19 protein-coding genes, 2 tRNA genes and 1 other annotated feature are annotated in these 20,911 nt (G+C 30.1%); of the genes, 20 read left to right on the top strand and 1 reads right to left on the bottom strand.

The genetic code is table 11. The features are described 5' to 3' along the window. Positions 1 to 238: 238 nt before the first annotated feature. The 4 genes from ACU68U_RS05065 (at position 239) to ACU68U_RS05080 (ending at position 1,609) form a co-directional block, all read left to right on the top strand. A tRNA-Lys gene (locus ACU68U_RS05065) sits at positions 239 to 314 on the top strand. 18 nt (positions 315 to 332) lie between these two features. Further along, positions 333 to 408, top strand: a tRNA-Lys gene (locus tag ACU68U_RS05070). Positions 409 to 503: 95 nt separating this feature from the next. Beyond that, positions 504 to 884 carry a hypothetical protein gene (locus ACU68U_RS05075; RefSeq protein WP_094205538.1) on the top strand — a complete coding sequence of 127 codons (381 nt, stop codon included), beginning with the start codon at positions 504 to 506 and terminating at the stop codon, positions 882 to 884. Further along, positions 884 to 1,609 (top strand): HAD family hydrolase, encoded by a 726-nt coding sequence (locus ACU68U_RS05080; RefSeq protein WP_094207019.1) that lies wholly within the window; start codon positions 884 to 886, stop codon positions 1,607 to 1,609. The genes ACU68U_RS05075 and ACU68U_RS05080 overlap by 1 nt, the downstream gene beginning before the upstream one ends. 97 nt (positions 1,610 to 1,706) lie before the next feature. On the opposite strand, the gene ACU68U_RS05085 is transcribed toward ACU68U_RS05080, so the two are convergent. Then, positions 1,707 to 2,378: a class A sortase gene (locus tag ACU68U_RS05085; protein WP_094207020.1), complete on the bottom strand. Its 672-nt coding sequence runs from the start codon at positions 2,376 to 2,378 to the stop codon at positions 1,707 to 1,709. Positions 2,379 to 2,545: 167 nt separating this feature from the next. Between ACU68U_RS05085 and mraZ the strand changes: the two genes are divergently transcribed. The 16 genes from mraZ to ACU68U_RS05165 all read left to right on the top strand — a co-directional run bounded on the left by mraZ (position 2,546) and on the right by ACU68U_RS05165 (position 20,905). Continuing rightward, positions 2,546 to 2,977, top strand: coding sequence for a division/cell wall cluster transcriptional repressor MraZ (gene mraZ / locus ACU68U_RS05090; RefSeq protein ID WP_035109458.1), 432 nt, complete (start codon positions 2,546 to 2,548; stop codon positions 2,975 to 2,977). A gap of 7 nt (positions 2,978 to 2,984) precedes the next feature. After that, positions 2,985 to 3,923, top strand: coding sequence for a 16S rRNA (cytosine(1402)-N(4))-methyltransferase RsmH (gene rsmH, locus ACU68U_RS05095; RefSeq protein WP_094207021.1), 939 nt, complete (start codon positions 2,985 to 2,987; stop codon positions 3,921 to 3,923). A 35-nt stretch (positions 3,924 to 3,958) separates the two neighbouring features. Then, the gene (locus ACU68U_RS05100; RefSeq protein WP_446762863.1) at positions 3,959 to 4,348 is read left to right on the top strand and encodes a cell division protein FtsL; all 390 of its coding nucleotides are present in this window, start codon (positions 3,959 to 3,961) and stop codon (positions 4,346 to 4,348) included. Continuing rightward, on the top strand, positions 4,348 to 6,585 hold the full coding sequence (locus ACU68U_RS05105; protein ID WP_094207023.1) for a penicillin-binding transpeptidase domain-containing protein: 2,238 nt from the start codon (positions 4,348 to 4,350) through the stop codon (positions 6,583 to 6,585). Before ACU68U_RS05100 ends, ACU68U_RS05105 begins: the two co-directional genes overlap by 1 nt. A gap of 78 nt (positions 6,586 to 6,663) precedes the next feature. Continuing rightward, positions 6,664 to 7,626 (top strand): phospho-N-acetylmuramoyl-pentapeptide-transferase, encoded by a 963-nt coding sequence (gene mraY, locus ACU68U_RS05110; protein WP_094207024.1) that lies wholly within the window; start codon positions 6,664 to 6,666, stop codon positions 7,624 to 7,626. 7 nt (positions 7,627 to 7,633) lie between these two features. Beyond that, on the top strand, positions 7,634 to 8,959 hold the full coding sequence (murD, locus tag ACU68U_RS05115) for a UDP-N-acetylmuramoyl-L-alanine--D-glutamate ligase (protein WP_094207025.1): 1,326 nt from the start codon (positions 7,634 to 7,636) through the stop codon (positions 8,957 to 8,959). Between the two features lie 4 nt (positions 8,960 to 8,963). After that, the gene (locus tag ACU68U_RS05120) at positions 8,964 to 10,073 is read left to right on the top strand and encodes an FtsW/RodA/SpoVE family cell cycle protein (RefSeq protein ID WP_446762864.1); all 1,110 of its coding nucleotides are present in this window, start codon (positions 8,964 to 8,966) and stop codon (positions 10,071 to 10,073) included. After that, on the top strand, positions 10,070 to 11,182 hold the full coding sequence (gene murG / locus ACU68U_RS05125) for an undecaprenyldiphospho-muramoylpentapeptide beta-N-acetylglucosaminyltransferase (RefSeq protein ID WP_154271174.1): 1,113 nt from the start codon (positions 10,070 to 10,072) through the stop codon (positions 11,180 to 11,182). Before ACU68U_RS05120 ends, murG begins: the two co-directional genes overlap by 4 nt. Beyond that, complete coding sequence (locus ACU68U_RS05130; RefSeq protein WP_316094152.1) at positions 11,169 to 11,891, top strand: cell division protein FtsQ/DivIB; 723 nt, start codon at positions 11,169 to 11,171, stop codon at positions 11,889 to 11,891. The genes murG and ACU68U_RS05130 overlap by 14 nt, the downstream gene beginning before the upstream one ends. Positions 11,892 to 12,221: 330 nt before the next feature. Beyond that, positions 12,222 to 13,304: a cell division protein FtsZ gene (ftsZ, locus tag ACU68U_RS05135; RefSeq protein ID WP_446762865.1), complete on the top strand. Its 1,083-nt coding sequence runs from the start codon at positions 12,222 to 12,224 to the stop codon at positions 13,302 to 13,304. Further along, positions 13,304 to 13,756, top strand: a complete 453-nt coding sequence (gene nrdR, locus ACU68U_RS05140) for a transcriptional regulator NrdR (protein WP_002836229.1) — start codon at positions 13,304 to 13,306, stop codon at positions 13,754 to 13,756. The genes ftsZ and nrdR overlap by 1 nt, the downstream gene beginning before the upstream one ends. Before the next feature lie 93 nt (positions 13,757 to 13,849). Continuing rightward, positions 13,850 to 15,145 carry a replication-associated recombination protein A gene (locus tag ACU68U_RS05145; protein WP_094207030.1) on the top strand — a complete coding sequence of 432 codons (1,296 nt, stop codon included), beginning with the start codon at positions 13,850 to 13,852 and terminating at the stop codon, positions 15,143 to 15,145. Beyond that, positions 15,142 to 16,527, top strand: a complete 1,386-nt coding sequence (gene asnS / locus ACU68U_RS05150) for an asparagine--tRNA ligase (protein WP_154271172.1) — start codon at positions 15,142 to 15,144, stop codon at positions 16,525 to 16,527. The genes ACU68U_RS05145 and asnS overlap by 4 nt, the downstream gene beginning before the upstream one ends. A 47-nt stretch (positions 16,528 to 16,574) precedes the next feature. Further along, positions 16,575 to 16,755 (top strand) — a binding site (T-box leader). Positions 16,756 to 16,792: 37 nt separating this feature from the next. Then, positions 16,793 to 19,201 carry a leucine--tRNA ligase gene (gene leuS / locus ACU68U_RS05155; protein ID WP_446762866.1) on the top strand — a complete coding sequence of 803 codons (2,409 nt, stop codon included), beginning with the start codon at positions 16,793 to 16,795 and terminating at the stop codon, positions 19,199 to 19,201. Between the two features lie 106 nt (positions 19,202 to 19,307). Next, positions 19,308 to 19,715 carry an RrF2 family transcriptional regulator gene (locus ACU68U_RS05160; RefSeq protein ID WP_002839398.1) on the top strand — a complete coding sequence of 136 codons (408 nt, stop codon included), beginning with the start codon at positions 19,308 to 19,310 and terminating at the stop codon, positions 19,713 to 19,715. A 2-nt stretch (positions 19,716 to 19,717) separates the two neighbouring features. After that, positions 19,718 to 20,905 carry an AI-2E family transporter gene (locus ACU68U_RS05165; RefSeq protein WP_154272666.1) on the top strand — a complete coding sequence of 396 codons (1,188 nt, stop codon included), beginning with the start codon at positions 19,718 to 19,720 and terminating at the stop codon, positions 20,903 to 20,905. Positions 20,906 to 20,911: the final 6 nt, after the last annotated feature.

Below are 20,911 nucleotides of genomic sequence, written 5' to 3' on the forward strand. Positions count from 1 at the left end.
CTATTGATTTAAGTCCTCCTGATTCACCTGATAAGTATTCTAGTACTAATTTTATTTTAAATTCTTTTGTGTATTTTGGCATACAAAAACCCCTCCATCCGTATTCCGGATTTTGGGGTTCAGGTCAAATTTATCTGCTTCTTTTTACATTATTACAATAATTTGAATTTGAAAAATATTTAAAACTCTTTACAAATTCTTAAAATAGTGTATAATATTATTGTTGTGGTAAAGATATGCGCCTTTAGCTCAGTTGGTAGAGCAACTGACTCTTAATCAGTGGGCCCAGGGTTCGAGTCCCTGAAGGCGCACCACTTTTTTAAATTTAATATGCGCTTTTAGCTCAGTTGGTAGAGCAACTGACTCTTAATCAGTGGGCCCAGGGTTCGAGTCCCTGAAGGCGCACCATTTAATCCGGGATTAACTCGGATTTTTTTGTTTTAGAAAATTAAATTAACTTAAAAGTTTAACATATATGATATAATAAAAAAAGGAGGACGAACATGAAATCAATATTATCTGTAGTATGGAAGTACAAAGGTTTTACTTTTTTATTTTTCGTATTTGTAGCTTTATTAATGATTATAGTACATTTTTTACATAATAAATTACACAATAAACAAAAAAAATATATATTCACAACTGCTATTTTTATTTTATCAGCTGTTCTTTTTGTAATGTCGATGTTGTCGATTTTAAGTAAGTTTGGACTCACTTTGTTAATGATGTTTACTTTTACATTTGCATCGGCTGTAATTTGCTTAGCATATTCTTTGATTTTGGATATCATAAAACCTATATCTGAAAAGAAAAAAAGCTTAGAATTTCGTAATATAATTGAAAAATTTGACAGATTAGTTGAAGAATCTAGGAGTACAAAATAATGAAAATAGGCGCGTTTTTTGATATTGATGGAACAATAGCCCGAGATTCACTAATGATTGAACATTTCAAAAAATTGGTTAATTTTGAAATAATAGATCAAAAATTATACTACGAAAAAGTTTATCCAGCATACCAAAAATACGAAAAAAGAAAAATTGACTATGATGAGTATCTCAATCAATTGGTTGATGTCTATAAATATAAGCTCAAAGGATTTAGTAGTGAGTTCAATGAATATATATCAAATCAAGTAATCAGTCAAGTTAAAGAGAAAGTTTACAGATATACTCGTGAGATGATTAAATTTCACAAAGAAAATAATCATCTTATATTCTTTATTTCAGGAAGCCCGGACTTTTTAGTAAAAGAAATGGCTGAGAGCTATGGAGTAACTGAATACAGAGCATCCTTGTATTTGAAAAATTCAGGAATGTACACTGGAGAAGTGGTTCCAATGTGGGATAAAAATAGTAAAAAGACTGTGATCGATGAAATTGTCGAACGTTATGAAATTGATGTCGATAATTCATACTGTTACGGTGATACTTCGGGTGATTTTTCTATGATTAATATGATGGGAAAACCAACAGCGATTAATCCTACCAAAGAGTTATTTGAACTAATAAGAGCTAACGAAAAAATAAATGAAAAAACCAAAATAATCATTGAAAGAAAAGATGTAATATACGAATTTCCTAAAAATGGTAAAATTTTGGATATTTAAAAAGCATAACAGACTCTCTTTACAGTTGTGAGGAGAGTTTTTTATATGAAGAGACCACAGAAAATTTTGAATTTCATCTGTGGTCTAAATTTTTACTCTAATTTTGTTTGAAATAATTTTTGTCGTATTTAAATGATCTAACAAGTTTTCCTATTTGGAATACTCTGTTATTAGGATCATTTGGCATATCACATGTCATCAAAGAAAGAATAGGTTTATTATCATATTTTTCAATTCTGTCGTCTTCTAACATATAAAATGCATATGAGTCAGTAACTTTTCTATCTACGATTTCATATTCGTAGATGTTCTTCTTATCGGTAATGTAAACTTTGGTACCTTTAGTTAAATCATACACTTTACTAAATAAAGAGCCATTTCTTTTCATGTAATGACCTGTTAGTGTGTAATTTTTTTCTCCCATTTTTTGGTCTTCTTTCATTGTAGCTGCACCACTTAACAAGTGTTCATCAGTTACTCCACGATGAATAGGTAAACTCAAATTATAATCAGGGATAATAATTTGTCCAATAACATTTTCTCCGCTTATAGCTGTAAAATTAAACAACGATGTAGTTGTGCTAATGGAGTTTACAGCGTCAAAGTCGTTTTTGAATTCCTTTTTATTATTTTGTTCCATTTCTGTGGATGATATATCTTTACTTATATCATTTTCACTATAATAGTTAGGTATTAATCTTGCTGCAAAATACAAAGCAAATAGTAGAATACCTATCGTCATTAAAAAAATTCCAAATTTCTTTCTCATATTCATCCTCTTTAATTTTTATTACGTAGAGTATTTTAACATATATTGAAATATAAGTAAATATCGATAAGAACGTATATTCAGAACGTATAAAAACATTGAAAGCATCATATATTAAAGATATTATTAATGTAGTGGAATGAAAGTGGAACAAAGTGGAGGGAAAAATGTTTATTAACGAATATTTTCATAATATTGACTCAAAAGGTCGCGTTATTATGCCCTCAAAGTTTAGGGATGAAATAGGAGAAGAATTCTACATTACAAAAGGTATGGATGAATGTCTTTTCGTATATCCTGTATCTGCTTTTATCCAAATGACAGAAAAGCTTAATAAATTGTCATTAACTAGAAGACAAGCAAGAGCGTTTTCAAGAGTGTTTTTTGCTGGTGCTAGTAATCAAGAAATTGATAAACAAGGAAGATTTTTGATTCCACAATCCTTGAGAAACTATGCAGATATCAAAAAAGAAGTTGCTATTATTGGAGTATCTAATCGTATTGAAATATGGGATAAAGAAAAATGGGAACAATATTCTAATGACTCTTCACTAAACTATGACGACTTAGCTGATGATTTAAATGATCTTGATTTGTAGGTGAATTATGGAATTCAAACATGTGCCAATTTTATTAAATGAATGCATCGAAAATTTGAATATTAGAGACGGAAAAGTTTATGTGGATTGCACTGTTGGAGGCGCTGGACATTCCAGAGAAATTGCAAAAAGAATTGGGAATGGTAAGCTAATTTGCTTTGATCAAGATGAAGACGCATTAACAGTAGCAAAAGAACGCTTAAAGGAATATGGAGATAAGGTTATCTTTATAAAGGATAATTTTAAAAATATTAAAAGCGATTTACAAAATATAGGAATTGAAAAAGTTGATGGAATTTTAATGGATATAGGTGTTAGCTCTTATCAAATCGATGAAGAAAGTAGAGGCTTTTCTTATATGCATGATGCGGTTTTGGATATGAGAATGGATCAAACTAATCCAGTTAGCGCCAAGGATATCGTCAACACGTATTCACAAGAAGATTTGGAAAATATTATTTTCAAATATTCAGAAGAAAAATGGGCGAAAAGAATTGCTCAGTTTATATGCAATGAAAGGGAAATTAAACCTATTAATACTACTTTCGAATTAGTGGAAGTCATCGAAAAAGCGATTCCTAAAAAAGTAAGAATGAATCAAAAAGGCCACAGTGCAAAGAAAACTTTTCAAGCAATTAGGATTGAAGTTAATAAGGAATTAGACGTTTTAGAACAAGCAGTTGGAGATTGCATAGATTTATTGAATCCTGAAGGTAGAATTTGCATAATAACGTTTCATTCTTTGGAGGATAAAATTTGCAAAGATATTTTCAAACAAAGACAAAAAGGTTGTATTTGTCCTCCAGAAATTCCGGTATGTGTTTGCAATCATAAGCCTGAAATTAAGATTATTACTAGAAAGCCGATAGAGCCTTCACCAGAAGAATTAAAACAAAATTCTAGGGCTAGAAGTGCAAAATTGAGAGTTGCTGAAAAGATTATTTGATAATTATATGATTTTATTAATAAATGGAGACAAAAATGGGTAATGCACAAAGAAAAATCGAAGTTTTTCCACAGTATGTAGAAAAAAAAGAATTTGAAGTAAAAAAAATTGAACAAACAAAAAAATTAAATAGACCTAGTAGAAAAACAAATTTTTTTTCTACTTTTAATAAAGTAATGATATGCGTGGTTATTTGTTTATCCATTTTGGTTATGAATCGTTATTCTAAGATTCAAAGCATGTCCAGTGAATTAAAAGAAGTAAAAGATCAGGTAATGCTTACAGAAGGCAACCGAGATGTGATAAAATCTCATATAGAAAGTAAATTAACTAGTAAAAATATTGAAGAAATAGCAAAAAATAATTTGGGTATGCAATTTCCTGAAAATGCTCAAATTATGTACTTAAAATTAGAGGAAAAATAATGAGAAGGCGCAATTTAAGCAAAGGAAAAATCAATAAAAATTTCAATAAAAACTACAATTCTCGTATTGTAGTTTTATTTTGTATACTGACAATTATTGTATTATTAATAGTTGGTAAATTGATTTATTTACAATTGACTCCTGCCGGAGATAAATACCGAAAACTATCGGCAAAACAAAGCACTAATACTATTAATATTGATGCTGAAAGAGGGAAAATATTAGATACAAATGGAGAGACATTGGCAGATAATGTGGTATCCAATAATTTGTATGTAAATGCTACTTATTTAAATGATCAATCGAAATCAAACTTAATTGATTCATTAGGAAAAACTTTAAGTATGAAACCTGAAGAATTAAGAAAAGTTTTAGACAGAAAGAAAACAGTTCTAGTTAAACCTTCATTATCAAAAACAGAAATAGAAAACATAAAAAAACTACCTATTAGTAATCAGAAATTTATTAGCGTCGTTTCTGAGAAAAAGAGATATTATCCAAATAAAGAAACGTTAGCACAAGTTTTAGGATTTACAAATGTAAATAATGATGGTGTTGTCGGATTGGAGAGCTTTTATAATGCTAAATTAAAAGGTAAACCAGGAAAAAGAATTCTGAACAGTTCAGTTAATCGATCGATTGATTTATCAGATGATAGTTCTGTGATTATTAATCCAGAAAATGGATATGATTTAAAAACAACTATAGATAGTACTATCCAAGGTTTTGTAGAAGATAGTTTAAAAGACATAGAGAATAATTTTAAACCAAAATCTGCGACGATAATCGTTATGAATCCAAATAATGGGGATGTTTTGGGTATGGGGTCTTATCCTAATTTTAATCCCAATGATCCTAAAACTCCGCTTTTAAAAGATCAAATGAATGAATTAAATGATTTGAAAAAAGAAAATGATGATGATAAAATCGGTGAATTTTATTTTAATATGTGGGAAAATAAAGCAACTTCATGGACTTATGAGCCGGGAAGTGTATTTAAAACTATAACTAGTGCGGCTGCAACTGAAGAGCATACAGCAACACAAGAATCATATTATTTTTGTAATGGATTTATCAGGGATATTCCAGGCGTTGTTATAAGATGCGAAAGATATTGGAATCCTCATGGTGACGAAACTTTTCAAGAAGCTTTTAACAATTCTTGCAATATTGCATATGTAAATATTGGCAGAGATTTGGGAAAAGCTAATATGCAAAAATACGTAAATGGTTTTGGGTTTAATCAAAAAACAGATATTGATTTACCGGCTGAAGAATTGGGAATAGCTCCGAAAAGCGTTAAAGACATCGACGCAGCAAGACTTGCTACGCTTTCTTATGGTCACGGTATTTCGGCAACGCCGATTCAAATGATAACTGCTTTAAACTCAATAGTAAACGGTGGAATGTTGATAGAACCACATGTTGCAAAGGAATTTATTTCAAAGGATACAAAAAAGGTAGAAAAAGTTCAGCCAAAAGTAAAAAGACAAATAATTTCTGCACAATCCTCAAAGCAAATTAATAAAATGTTGCAGGGAGTTGTAGATGATGGAAGTGGTAAAAAAGCTGCAATTCAAGGATTTGGAATCGGTGGTAAAACAGGAACAAGTATAAAAATCGAAGACGGCAAATACACTGACAGTAAAACAACTGCATCATTTTTTGGATCTTTTCCAACAGATCACCCAGAATACACTGTTTTAATCGTTGTAGATGAGCCTCAAAGAAAAAATGGCGGAAGTGCTGTATGCGCACCTTCTGCAGGTAAGATTTTCTCTAAAATTATAGAATATAAGAGAATAAATAAAACCAGACTGGATGCTGACGATTCAGATAAGGTTACTGTTCCAGAATTAGAAGGGCTTACATTGAAGTTAGCAGTTGATAAATTAAATTCGTTGGGATTAAAGTCTAAGGTTACAAATTCAAATTCGAATTTGAATTCAATTGTAAATTCTCAAGAAACAGCTGCATATTCTAAAGTGAATAAGGGAGATATAATTGAACTTACGACGGGAAGTGTAGAGGACTCAATGATTAGAATTCCTGAAATAGTAGGATTCACAGTTGAAGATTCTGTAGATACTTTAGAAAAATACGGTATTAAAAATATCGAAATCAAAAATGGTAAAAAAGGTAAAGTAGTAAAAACTGATCCTGAAGAAAACAAATTGATGGATCCAAAATCTTACATTAAAATTTATACTGAACAAGAGAAAAATACTGAAGAATAATTTTTTCGTGTGGTATAATAAATACTTATGAGGTATAAAATTGGACATAATTTGTGTTCATAATTTAAGGAGATAAATATGAATTTTAAAAGTGAAATTTTAATGTCGATGTTATTATCAATTGTAATTTCATTGATATTAGGAAAGTTTATAATCAAGATTTTAAGACAAAAACATATTGGTCAAGAAATCAGAGATGACGGCCCGAAATCACACTATTCGAAAGCCGGAACACCAACTATGGGAGGTATTATATTTATAATATCTACGTTGATTACTGTGATTGTATTTAGATTATTTAATAGTGAAGTTTTGTTGGCGATATATGGAATGCTTGCATTTGGAGCGATAGGTTTTATAGATGACTTCATGAAATTAGTAATGAAACGTTCATTGGGATTAAATGAAAAACAAAAACTTGTGTTACAACTTTTGTTTTCCATCATAGCTTGTTTTTTGATTAAACAAGTAAATCCAAATTTTACAAAACAAGTTATTCCTTTCTTCCATAAAACAGTAGATTTTGGAATAATAACTTATCCATTTTTGATTTTCGTAATGATGGGAACATCTAATGCTACTAATCTTACTGATGGATTAGATGGACTTGCAACTTCTGTATCAATTCCTGTGTTCATTGCTACAAGTATTATTTTGTACAACTTAAATTCTACAGCTAGTATATTCAGTATTATATTTGCTGGTAGCCTTTTGGGATTTTTGGTGTACAATTCAAATCCAGCCAAAGTTTTTATGGGGGATACAGGTTCGATGGCTATAGGTGGCGCTTTGGTAATGATTATGGCTATGTACGGATTGAGTTTTTACTTAATTATTTTAGGATTTGTGTACATGATTGAAGTGTTATCAGTAATAATTCAAATGACTAGCTACAAATTGAGAAACAAAAAAAGAGTATTTTTGATGAGTCCAATTCATCATCATTATGAATTAAAAGGCTACAAAGAACAAAAAATAGTATCAACTTTTATGGTTGTATCAGTAATTACAAGTTTAATTACATTAATAGATATATTATAGGTGAATTATGGAAAAAATATTAGTATTTGGATTAGCCAGAACAGGAATATCAGCTCTAAAAACATTAAAATTAAAAGGATATGATTTGGGAGCTATTGATGATAATATTGACGAAGAGAAAACAAAAATATTAAATGAATTAGACGTTCAAATAGAGACTATAGATACTATTGATAAATACGATATTATTTTAAAAAGTCCTGGTATTAGAATGGATAATCCAGTGATATTAAAGGCGAATGAATTAAATATCGAAGTTGTTAGTGATTTGGAATTGGCACAAAGAATTTTTGAAGATATTAAAATTGTAGCAATTACTGGCACGAATGGAAAAACAACTACAACTTCGTTAATGACTAAAATGTTGAATGATTCAGGAAGAAAAGCTATATCAATAGGAAATATTGGTGTTGGAATGTTATGGGAAATTTATAACAGCGACAAAGACACATATTTTGTTATTGAATGTTCAAGCTTCCAACTAGAAAGTACGAAAAACTTTAAACCACAATATTCTTGCATAATCAATATTACTCCAGATCATATTGATTGGCACGGAAGTATGCAAAATTATGTAAACGCAAAAAGGAATGTATTAAAGAATCAAGACCATAATTGTTACACGGTACTTAATGTTGATGATGAATACTACGAAGAATGCAAAAATTTTACAAAATCAAATGTATATGATGTGTCTACTTCAAACGATGTGAAAAAAGGTTCATTCATCAAAGACGATTCAATATATTTTTCTGATTCAGATTGCAACAAAATAATTGACTTAAAAGATGTTAAATTAATAGGCTATCATAATTATCAAAATGTTCTATTCTGTGTTACTTTAGCAAAGCTGATAGGTATTAATGATGATAGTATCAGACAAACTTTAATGAGTTTTTCTGGTGTAGAACATAGGCTAGAATTTGTAAGAGAATTATCGGGAGTAAAATACTACAACGATTCTAAGGGAACCAATGTTGATGCAAGTGTTAAAGCAATAGAATCTTTTGATAAGAATGTTATTATATTAGCTGGTGGATACGACAAAAAAGTAAGCTTGGATAATTTTTTTATAGCTGGTAATAATAAGTTTAAAGCATTGATTTTAATGGGGCAAACTAGAGAGTTGTTCGAAAAAAAAGCAAAAGAATATGGATTTGAAAATATATTTTTAGTAGATGATATGAAACAAGCGGTTATTCAAGCTAATAAAATAGCTGAAAGTGGAGACGTGGTGCTACTTTCTCCAGCTAGTGCAAGTTGGGGAATGTACAATAACTATGAAGAAAGAGGAAATGAATTTAAAGAATTAGTAAAAAATTTGCGAGGATAGAAGCATGAAACTTTCAAAAGATGGGAAAGGTATCTTGTATATAACAATTTTCCTGACAATTTTTGGAATAATTATGGTACTAAGTTCAAGTTGGCCAACGGCAGTTAGTGAACATAGAGCTTGGTATTATTATGGACTAAGACAAGGAATTTTTGCATTGCCTGGTTTTATTTTCATGAAATTTACAAGTGTATTTAATAATGAGAATTACAAAAAAAATGCATTGTGGATATTTGCTTTTGCAATTTTATTGTGTATGCTTGTTTTTACACCGTTGGGAAAAGAAATAAATTACGCAAAACGTTGGATCAAGATTAAATCATTTAGCTTTATGCCATCGGATATTCTTAAATTTGCATCGATTAACTTAGCAGCAGCTATTGTATCACAAAATATCAATAAAATTAAAACCTTCAAAGAAGGGTTTTTGAGAATGATTATATTAGTTGCGATATCAGGAGGTGTTGTATTTATCCAGCCTGATTTATCAACAGCAATAGTAATTATAGGAAGTGTTTTTTGCGTATTTATGGTAAGTGGTTTAAATATTAGATACATTATATCTACATTTATAACTGCACTTGTATTTGGATACATAGCTATATTTAAAGTAAAAATAGGTTACAGTAGAATTGACAGGATTATAGCTTTTATTGATCCACTGGGGAATTTAGAAGATGAGGGATGGCAATTATCCCAATCGTTGGCAGCAGTGTCTAACGGTAGTTTTCTTGGCAGTGGATTAGGTATGAGTAAACAGAAATTTTTGTATTTATCCCAAGCTCATAATGACTTTATTTTTGCGATTATTTGTGAAGAATTTGGGTTTTTAGGAGCTTTGGTTTTAATTATTGCTTATTTTGCCTTCTTAGTTTTTGGAATCAGAATTGCGATGAAAACAAAATATATTTATTCAAGATTATTGGTTTCTGGAATACTTTTCGTAATCGGGATACAAGCGTATGTTAATATGACGGTGGTTACGGGATTAATTCCTCCAACAGGATTGACATTACCATTTATATCGTATGGTGGAACGTCTTTGATGATTATGTTGGCATTAGTAGGGATAATTTTAAATGTAGACAGAAACAATGAAGAGGAGAGACAATGAATATAATAGTATCTGGCGGCGGAACAGGTGGACATATATATCCAGCCATTTCATTAATTGAAGAATTAAAAAAAAGAGATAAAAATAATAAAATACTTTATGTAGGAACCGAAAAAGGATTGGAAAGTAGTATTGTTCCGAAATTGGGAATAGATTTTAAAACTATACATGTTAGAGGAATCCCTAGAAAAATAAATGCGAATTCTTTTAAAGCTTTGAAAGAATTATTCAAAGGATTAAAAGAAGCAAACAAAATTCTTAAAGATTTTAAACCAGATCTTGTTATTGGAACTGGTGGATATGTGAGTGGACCTATATTATACAAAGCCACTAAAACTAAAGCAAAGGTAGCTTTTCACGAACAAAATAGTTTTCCGGGAGTTACTAATAGGATATTATCAAGATATGTTGATAGATATTTTGTCACATTTGAAGAATCTATTAAATACTTCAAAAATCAAGAAAAAGCCGTAGTAACTGGTAATCCAATTAGGAACAGATTTACTGATATTGGAAAAAACAAAGATGTAGCAATTGAACAATACAAAATATCAGAAAACAAAAAAGTTGTATTCATATTTGGCGGATCAAATGGTTCTGAAATATTAAACAAAGCAACACTTGATATGGTTGATAAAATATCTAATCAAGATGTATTTGAGGTAATTTTAGCTACAGGTAAATTAAATTACGATGAGTTTATACAAAAATCAGGAAATGACATTAGAAATTTACACATCTATCCATATATAGATGACATAGATAAAGCTTATTCTGTGTCTGATTTGATCGTTACAAGTAGTGGGGCTATAACACTAGCTGAACTATCCTTCTTGGGGAAAGCGTCAATACTTGTTCCAAAAGCATATACAACAGAAAATCATCAAGAACACAACGCAAGAGCATTTGAAAAAATAGGAGCAAGTAAGGTTATATTGGAAAAAGACGTGAATGCTAATACCCTATTTGACCAAATAAATGAAATACTAAGTGATGATAAATTGTTACAAGAACTTTCAGAAAACTCGAAGAAAATGTCTTATCCAACTGCTTGTAAAGATATTGTAGATGAACTTTACAGATTGGTAGAACAAGATGAGAAAGCATAGAGTAGTAATTATTGTAGCAATATCGCTATTGATTGGACTCATAGCGTATTTATGTGCTACACTTGACTATTTTTCAATAAAAAAAATCACAGTTAAAAACAATAAAATAGTAAAAATATCTGAAATAAAAGATTATGCTAATTACTCATTAGGCGAAAATATTTTTAGATTTAATAAGAAAAAATTACAGGAAAAGATTAATAAAGATATTTATATTAGAAATGCAAATATCAAGAAGATTTATCCAAATACTATTGAAATAACAGTGGAAGAGGCAAATGATATTTGTTATTTTGAAGTTGGAAAAGATAAAATTTTCGTAGATTCAGATTTTAAAATTGCAAAGAACAAGGATAGAATAGACTATTCAAAAATTGTTAAAATTGTTGGAGCAAATGAAAATCTGTTAAAAATTAGTAATTTAAAATCAGACGAAAAATTTTATGAGTTTTTGTATAATCTTTATTCACACAAAATTTTAGAACAATTAACTGAAATTAACGTCGTAAATTCAAACGATGTAACCATGGTTACAAAAAACGAAATAAAAGTGTTTTTTGGAGATTTAAATGACTCAGAGAAGAAATCAAATAATATTTCGAAGATTTTAAAAGAAATTAGTACTAAAAGTATAAACACAAAAATACTAGATACTAAAGATCCTCAAAAACCATTTTTGATAAAAGAAAATCCAGAACAAACTGAGTAATTACAGTTTTGGAGTTTGCCTTGAAAAAAGATTTTATAAGATGCATAAAAAATATGGTGTATTTATAATACATTGGTGTATTATTAGTTTTATGATTTTAAAATTATATCAAACTCAAAGAAAGAGCAACAAACTTCAAAAATGTTAGAGATACAAATCAACATAGCTAAATATAGCTGAAAATAATTAAATATAATAAAGATTAAACTACAGGTACAAAACAAATGAGAAGTGAAAAACGCTAAATGTCATTAAAAATATTGTTGAACTTGTAGTATAATTAAGTTAAAGAGATTAAAAGGAATTTTAATTACAAATTAGGAGGATGTTATGACTTTTGATATGGAACTAGAAGATAATGATTTAGCCAAAATCAAAGTAATTGGTGTTGGTGGCGGCGGAAATAATGCCGTAAAGAGAATGAAAGAAGAAGGTTTGCAAGGTGTAGAATTTGTTGCAGTTAATACTGACAAACAAATTTTAAATAATTTAGATATTAATACTAAATTGCAAATCGGAAGCAAGATTACAAAGGGTTTGGGAGCCGGAGCTAATCCTGCAGTTGGTATGAAAGCTGCTGAAGAAAGTAGAAACGAAATCGAAGAAGCACTTGACAAAACAGACATGGTATTTGTAACTGCTGGTATGGGTGGTGGAACTGGTACTGGTGCTGCACCAATAGTTGCTCAAATTGCAAAAGAAAAAGGAATACTTACAGTTGGTGTTGTAACAAAACCATTTACATTCGAAGGAAGAAAAAGACAAATGCAAGCTGAACAAGGTATCGAAGCTTTGAAGGGAAAAGTTGATACTTTGGTAATTATTCCTAACGATAAATTGTTACAAATTTCCGATAAGAGAACTACAATGTCTGAAGCTTTCATGATGGCTGACGAAGTTCTAATGGATGGTATTCAAGGTATCTCTGATTTAATCGCTGTACCTAACTTAATCAACTTAGACTTTGCAGATGTTAGATCAATTATGTTAAACCAAGGTATTGCTCATATGGGTATTGGTAAAGCAAACGGAGATAATAGAGCAATGGAAGCTGCTAAACTTGCAGTTAAATCTCCTTTATTAGAAACATCAATTGGTGGAGCAAAAGCTGTGTTAATTAACGTTACTGGAAAAGAATTAGGATTATTCGAAGTTAATGAAGCTGCAGAATTAATTAGAGAAGAAGTAGATCCAGATGCTAATATTATATTTGGTGCTGGTATCGATGATTCACTAGGAGATGACATCAAGATTACTGTTATTGCAACAGGATTTGATTCTGACAATCCAATGGCTAACAAATTAAAATCAAACAAAAAATCTGATTCAGTTTCTCAAAAATCAGAAGAAACTTCTGAAAAAGATTACGACGATATAGAAATACCTTCATTCTTGAAGAGAAGAGGATTCTAATGAAATGTCCGTTCTGTAATGCATCTGATACAAAAGTTGTAGATACTAGAGCATCGGAAGATGATAAGATAGTTAGACGAAGGAGAGAATGTATTTCTTGTCACAAAAGATTTACCACTTATGAAAGATATGATTTTAATAACCTTACAGTGGTAAAAAAAGATAAAAACAGAGAAGCTTTTGATAGGGATAAAGTGTATCGTGGAATGAAAAAGTCTTGTGAAAAAAGACCCGTTCCAGATTCAGTGTTGCTTGAGGCTACTAAAGAGATAGAAGTTGAATTAACACATAGCAATAAAAGGGAGGTAGATTCATCTGAAATAGGTGAATTAATAATGAAAAAGCTTAAGAAGATTGACAAGGTGGCATATATTCGTTTTGCTTCTGTGTATAGAGAATTTACAGATGTTAAATCTTTTAACGAGGAAATATCAAAATTAGATAATGAATAAGGTCGGGTGATTATCCGACCTTTAATTTTTATTTAACGATATTTAGTTTTTGTGGTAAGATATAAATAAAATAAATGTTAAAGGGGAAATATTTTGGATTTATTTGAATATAATTTACAATTACAAAAAGAAAATAGTTCGCCGTTAGCAAATAGACTCAGACCTAAAAGTTTGGATAAATATTTTGGGCAATCCCATGTGGTTGGAGAAGGAAAGCTTTTGAATAGGTTGATAAAGGCTGATAAAATTCCTTCCATGATTTTTTATGGGCCTCCCGGAACTGGAAAAACAACCTTGGCAGAAATAATTTCGAACCAAACTAATTCGTTGTTCGAAAGATTATCTGCTATTTCTAGTGGAGTTAAAGATATTAGAGAAGTCATTTCAACAGCTAAAAATAATTTGAGTATGTATAATAAAAAAACCGTTTTGTTTATAGACGAAATTCACAGATTTAATAAATCGCAACAAGATGCATTGCTTGGATATGTTGAAGACGGTACAATTACACTGATAGGCGCTACTACAGAAAATCCATTCTTTGAAGTTAACAAGGCTCTTTTATCTAGATGTCAAATTATCGAGTTGAAACCGTTGACTGATACAGATATTAGAAATATCATAGAAAATGCGCTTACAGAAGATAAAAAGCTTAGAGAAATGAACATTCAATTTGATGAAAAAGCAATTGATGTTCTTGTCAATTCTGCAAATGGAGATGCAAGAAGTGCCTTGAATGCTTTGGAAATTGCAGTCGAAAGCTCAGATTTAGTTAATGGATGTTTAATCATAGATGAAGATGCGATAAAAAATTCGGTATTTAAACCTGTGTTGAAATATGACAAAGAAGAAGATCACTATAATGTTATATCGGCATTCATTAAATCTATGAGAGGTTCTGATATTGACGCAGCTTTGTATTACTTAGCAAGAATGATTGAAAGTGGAGAAGATCCTAAATTTATTGCTAGAAGAATGGTGATTTTTGCATCAGAAGATATTGGACTAGCAAATCCAGAAGCTTTGACTGTCGCTATTAATGTGTTCAATGCAGTTAATTTAATAGGGTTACCAGAATGTAGGATAAATTTATCGAATGGTGTAATTTATCTTGCATCTAGTGAGAAATCTAATACGTCTTATGTCGCAATTGACAAGGCTTTGGAAGATATTCGACAAAATAAGATTTACGATGTTCCTAGTCATTTAAAAGATGCGCACTATAGTGGAGCAAAATCATTGGACAGAGGGATTGGATACAAATATCCACATAATGATGATTCGTATCAACAATATTTACCAGACGAATTAAAAAATCAAAAATATTACGATCCAAAAGATATTGGACATGAAAGCAAAATATATAAAAAAACGAGGAGTAAAGAATGATATTAATTAAAGATTTGATTAAAGATTACGAAAAGTATTCTGACAAAGAAGTTGAAGTTGGAGGTTGGACTAAAAACTCAAGATTCAGTAAGAATGTTGGTTTTATTGAACTAAACGATGGAACTTTCTTCAATCCAGTTCAAATAGTAGTAGGAAAAGATAATGAAGATTTTGAAAAGTGTGAAAAGTTAAAATTAAGCTCAGCAATTATTGTTATTGGTAAATTAGTTTTGACTCCAAATTCTAAACAACCTTTTGAAATTCAAGCAGAAAAAATTATAGTTGAAGGGGAATCTACAGATGATTATCCACTTCAAAAGAAGAGACATACTTTTGAATTTTTGAGAACAATATTACATTTAAGACCAAGAACAAATACATTTAATGCTGTATTTAGAGTTAGAAGTAGATTAGCATTTGCTATTCATAAATTCTTTAATGAAAGAGGATTTGTATATGTTCATACTCCAATAATAACCGGTAGTGATGCTGAAGGCGCTGGAGAAATGTTCAGAGTTACAACATTAGATTTGGATAATATCCCAAAAGATGACGATGGAAATGTTGATTTTTCACAAGATTTCTTCTCAAAATCTACTAACTTAACTGTAAGTGGTCAATTACAAGCAGAAGCTTACGCATTAGCATTTAGAAATGTGTATACATTTGGACCAACTTTCAGAAGTGAACACTCTAATACTCCTAGACATGCTGCAGAATTCTGGATGATGGAACCTGAAATATGTTTTGCTGATTTGGATGATGTATGCAATTTGGCTGAAGATATGGTTAGATATATCATAAAAGATGTTATGGAAAATTGTGAAGAAGAAATTAAATTCTTCAACAGTTTTGTAGACAAGAACTTAATTGAAAGATTAACAAAAGTTGCCAATAAATCATTCAAAAAATTAACTTATACTGAAGCTGTTGAAATTTTACAAAAATCAGGAGAAAAATTTGAATATCCTGTTGAATGGGGAATGGATTTACAAACAGAACACGAAAAATATTTGAGTGAAAAAGTTGTTGACGGGCCGGTATTTGTTACTGATTATCCAAAAGAAATCAAGGCATTCTACATGAGACTTAACGACGACAACAAAACAGTTGCTGCAACAGATCTTTTAGTTCCAGGAATTGGTGAATTAATTGGTGGAAGTCAAAGGGAAGAAAGATACGAATTGTTGGATAAGAAAATGGATGAATTAGGATTCAACAAAGAAGAATACAAATGGTATCTTGATTTAAGAAAATACGGCGGAGTTAAACACGGTGGATTTGGTTTAGGTTTTGAAAGAATGGTTATGTATATGACTGGAATGTCAAACATAAGAGATGTCATTCCATTCCCTAGAACTGTTGGACATTGTGAATACTAATATTGAATTTAATTCTGTTATGTGATATCATAATAGTAAGTTTTTATAATAGTATTTGAATAAAAGTAGTAAATAATTAAAAATTTTCAGAGAATTGGTGGTTGGTGCGAATCAATATTTGAGATTATTGAACTTGTTTATTAATAGAATATTCGTATATCTGCGTTAAAGATTTGAGTGGGATTAACCAATAAGAGTGGTACCGCGGAATTTTATTTCGTCTCTTCTTTGTAAGAGGCGAATTTTTTATTATTTGGAGGTAAAAATGGATAGATATAATCCGAATTCAATTGAGAAAAAGTGGCAAAAATATTGGGAAGAAAACAAAACTTTTAAGACTTCTGATGATAAGTCAAAAGAAAAATTCTATGCATTAGTAGAGTTTCCTTATCCTTCTGGACAAGGACTACACGTAGGCCATCCAAGACCATATACTGCATTGGATATCGTTTCAAGAAAAAGAAGAATGCAAGGATATAATGTTTTGTATCCAATGGGTTGGGATGCATTTGGACTTCCTACAGAAAATTTTGCTATTAAAAATAAAATAAGACCTGAAATTGTTACAGAAAATAACATCAAAAACTTCAAAAGACAGATGCAATCAATCGGTTTTTCTTTTGATTGGGACAGAGAAATAAACACAACAGACCCAGATTATTATAAATGGACTCAATGGATTTTTATCCAAATGTTTAAAAAAGGACTTGCATATAAAAAAGAAATGCCTATTAACTGGTGTCCTTCATGTAAAACAGGACTTGCAAATGAAGAAGTAATAAACGGTCATTGCGAAAGATGTGGTGGAGAAGTAATCAGAAAAGTTAAGAATCAATGGATGCTTAAAATAACTGAATACGCTGATAGACTTATAGATGATTTAAAAGATGTTGATTATTTGGATAGAATAAAATCTCAACAAATAAACTGGATTGGAAGATCATACGGTGCAGAAATTAAATTCCCATTAAAAGAAGTTGACGAAAAAATTACTGTTTTTACAACAAGAGCAGATACTATATTTGGTGCAACTTACATGGTTATTTCTGTTGATCATCCTTTGATTGAAAAATATAGTGATCAAATTAAAAATATCGAAGAAATTAGAAGCTACAGACAAGAAGTAGCTAAGAAATCGGAATTAGAAAGAACAGATTTATCTAAAGAAAAGACAGGATACAAAATTGATGGCTTAACAGCAATCAATCCATTGACTAACAAAGATATCCCAGTTTATGTATCAGATTATGTATTGATGACTTATGGAACAGGCGCTATTATGGCAGTTCCTGCGCACGATGACAGAGACTATGAATTTGCTAAAAAATTTAACATTGAAATGATTCCTGTAATTGAAGGATCTGACATAGAAAACTCTGCATTCACCGAAACAAACGAAGGAAATCTTATTAATTCTGAATTTTTGAATGGCTTGAGTGTAAACGAAGCAAAACAAAAAATGTATGAATACATTGAAGAAAAAGAAATAGGTCACAAGAAAACAAACTACAAATTAAGAGATTGGGTTTTTTCTAGACAAAGATATTGGGGAGAACCAATTCCATTGGTTTATTGTGAACATTGTGGATGGGTTCCTTTGGAAGAAAAAGATTTACCATTAGCATTGCCTAAGGTCGATAATTATGAACCAACAGATAATGGAGAATCACCACTATCAAATATAGATGAATTTGTTCACACAAAATGTCCAAAATGCGGTAGAGATGCTGTAAGAGAAACTGATACTATGCCACAATGGGCAGGATCTTCTTGGTATTATTTGAGATATACTGATCCTAATAATGATGAAGCGATAGCAAGTAAAGAAAACTTAGACTATTATGTTCCAGTTGACTGGTATAACGGTGGGATGGAACACACTACACTTCACTTATTGTATTCAAGATTTTGGCACAAGTTCTTGTATGATATTGGAGTAGTTCCTACAAAAGAACCATATATGAAGAGGACTAGCCATGGAATGATTTTAGGTGACAACAACGAAAAAATGAGTAAGTCTCGTGGTAATGTTGTAAACCCAGATGATATCGTCAGAGATTTTGGTGCAGATACTTTGAGATGTTATGAAATGTTCATTGGAGATTTTGAAAAATCAGCTCCTTGGTCTGAAAATGGAGTTAAAGGTTGTAGAAAATTCTTAGATAAAGTATGGAGAACACAAGAATTAGTAGATGAAGATTCTAATTTTGAAAAAATGGAAACTTTAACGCATCAAACTATTAAAAAAGTAAGTGAAGATTATGAAAATTTAAAATTTAATACAGCAATCGCTCAACTTATGACATTTTTGAATGAATTCAACAACTTAGATAAAATTTCTAAAGAACAATATAAGATATTCTTGATATTATTAAATCCTGTTTGCCCTCATATAACAGAAGAAATTTGGCAAAGAATGGGATATGAAGGATATGTTCACGAAGCTAGTTGGCCAGAATATGATGAATCAAAGACGATATTAGATGTAATAGAACTTCCTATACAAGTAAATGGTAAGCTTAGAACAACTGTAGAGATAGGTAGAGATGCTTCTGAAGATGAAGTTTTTGAAAAAGCTATCAAGGATGATGTTGTAGCAAAATATCTTGAAAACAAAAATGTTATTAAGAAAATTTATGTAAAAGGTAGAATTTTTAATATAATTGTTAAATAATTTTGGTAATAGTAGATTGAGTTTTCTTAATCTACTATTATTATTGCAATAGGATATTTACACAACTATTTTACTATGATAAAATTTATCATAAATAGGAGGGCTTATGAGATTATCTACTAGAGGAAGATACGGGCTTGCGGCTATGATATATTTAGGCAAAAAATATGGAGATAATCCTGTTAGTTTAAATGAAATATCTAAAGCCACAGGACTTAGTAATAATTATTTAGAACAACTTATACGAGAATTGAAAAAACAAGATTTGGTGATTTCAGTTAGAGGTGTGCAAGGTGGTTATTTATTGAAAAAATCTCCAAAAGAAATTTCAGTAGCTGAAATTTTGGAGTGTTTAGAAGAGTTTTTTGGAGTGACAGAATGCTCTGTAGTTCCAGGACTTTGTTCAAGAGAAGACACTTGTCCATCTAGGCTTATTTGGACTCAAATGCATGATGATATGATTAACAGTATAAAAAACGTGAGTTTGCAAGATTTAATTAGCAAAGAGAAATAGATATGCTTATTAATTCTGAATTTTTGCGAAATGCATTAATATTTATAACTATTATTTTCATGGTTTTTGGAACTTATTTTCTGATTACTGTGGGAAATAGTAAAGTAGACGAAAAATACAAAATTGTATTTAATTTTCATAAAATAAAAAAGACTACAATACTAATACTTATATTGCTGGGAATTGCAGCTTTATTTTCAAAATATCCAATTATATATCATACAATTAATACTTTATTGATAGGAATAGTGCTTTCATATATTATAAATCCTTTGGTAAAATATATTGAAAAAAAAGGAGTTAAAAGATCAATAGCTATTTTAATCATTTACGTTATAGTAATCCTCTTGATTATTTTATTGGGGATGATTGTCGTTCCACAAACTATACAACAAATTAAAAAAATGATAATAAGCTTACCTGGCTTTATGTCGGATATTTCTGTGAAACTAAATGCTATCAACAATAAAATATTTAAAGAATATCCTAACATTAGCAAAATTATGTCCAATGCAATGCAAACAATTAACCAAAAGCTTGGAACTATCCAAACTTCTATACTGGACAAATTATCCCAAACTGGAGATGTTACGGGAAATATATTCAGCAATTTACTCAGAATTGTTTTAGTTCCAGTTGTAAGTTTTTATATGTTATTAGATAAAGAAAAGTGCATTGACTTTATAATGGGATTCATACCAAATGAAAATAAAGATAAATTTTTGAGTATTTGTTCTGATATGGATAAAGCTTACAGTGAATTCATTCGTGGTAGATTAATTATGGCAATTTTCGTTGGAGTATTGACTGCAATTGCCTTAATCATTATGAAAGTCGATTTTGCGATAATAATTGGAATACTTACTATGGTTGGCGATATTATTCCATACATTGGTCCTTTTATAGCGGTTACTCCAGCCTTTATCTTGGCTTTTTTGGACAGCCCTTTAAAAGCGGTGGTTGTAGTAATTGTATTTGTTTCTATTCAATGGGTTGAAAATAATATTCTTGCTCCTAAATTATTAGGTTCAAAAATTGGCATTAATCCATTGTTAGTAATTGTTAGTTTGATTATAGGTGGAGGAATGTTTGGAGTTGTAGGTATGATACTTTCAGTTCCATTCGTTGCTACAGTTAAAATATTATATTTACATTTTAAGGATAAAATTAAAATGTTTTTTAAAAATTAGTGAGGT

This window comes from Finegoldia sp. P3-F-LR, assembly GCF_052932165.1.

Coding starts and splice junctions, on each gene's coding strand:
- ACU68U_RS05075 (WP_094205538.1), top strand. CDS start 504: ATGAAATCAATATTATCTGTAGTATGGAAGTACAAAGGTTTTACTTTT.
- ACU68U_RS05080 (WP_094207019.1), top strand. CDS start 884: ATGAAAATAGGCGCGTTTTTTGATATTGATGGAACAATAGCCCGAGAT.
- ACU68U_RS05085 (WP_094207020.1), bottom strand. CDS start 2,378: ATGAGAAAGAAATTTGGAATTTTTTTAATGACGATAGGTATTCTACTA.
- mraZ (WP_035109458.1), top strand. CDS start 2,546: ATGTTTATTAACGAATATTTTCATAATATTGACTCAAAAGGTCGCGTT.
- rsmH (WP_094207021.1), top strand. CDS start 2,985: ATGGAATTCAAACATGTGCCAATTTTATTAAATGAATGCATCGAAAAT.
- ACU68U_RS05100 (WP_446762863.1), top strand. CDS start 3,959: ATGGGTAATGCACAAAGAAAAATCGAAGTTTTTCCACAGTATGTAGAA.
- ACU68U_RS05105 (WP_094207023.1), top strand. CDS start 4,348: ATGAGAAGGCGCAATTTAAGCAAAGGAAAAATCAATAAAAATTTCAAT.
- mraY (WP_094207024.1), top strand. CDS start 6,664: ATGAATTTTAAAAGTGAAATTTTAATGTCGATGTTATTATCAATTGTA.
- murD (WP_094207025.1), top strand. CDS start 7,634: ATGGAAAAAATATTAGTATTTGGATTAGCCAGAACAGGAATATCAGCT.
- ACU68U_RS05120 (WP_446762864.1), top strand. CDS start 8,964: ATGAAACTTTCAAAAGATGGGAAAGGTATCTTGTATATAACAATTTTC.
- murG (WP_154271174.1), top strand. CDS start 10,070: ATGAATATAATAGTATCTGGCGGCGGAACAGGTGGACATATATATCCA.
- ACU68U_RS05130 (WP_316094152.1), top strand. CDS start 11,169: ATGAGAAAGCATAGAGTAGTAATTATTGTAGCAATATCGCTATTGATT.
- ftsZ (WP_446762865.1), top strand. CDS start 12,222: ATGACTTTTGATATGGAACTAGAAGATAATGATTTAGCCAAAATCAAA.
- nrdR (WP_002836229.1), top strand. CDS start 13,304: ATGAAATGTCCGTTCTGTAATGCATCTGATACAAAAGTTGTAGATACT.
- asnS (WP_154271172.1), top strand. CDS start 15,142: ATGATATTAATTAAAGATTTGATTAAAGATTACGAAAAGTATTCTGAC.
- leuS (WP_446762866.1), top strand. CDS start 16,793: ATGGATAGATATAATCCGAATTCAATTGAGAAAAAGTGGCAAAAATAT.
- ACU68U_RS05160 (WP_002839398.1), top strand. CDS start 19,308: ATGAGATTATCTACTAGAGGAAGATACGGGCTTGCGGCTATGATATAT.
- ACU68U_RS05165 (WP_154272666.1), top strand. CDS start 19,718: ATGCTTATTAATTCTGAATTTTTGCGAAATGCATTAATATTTATAACT.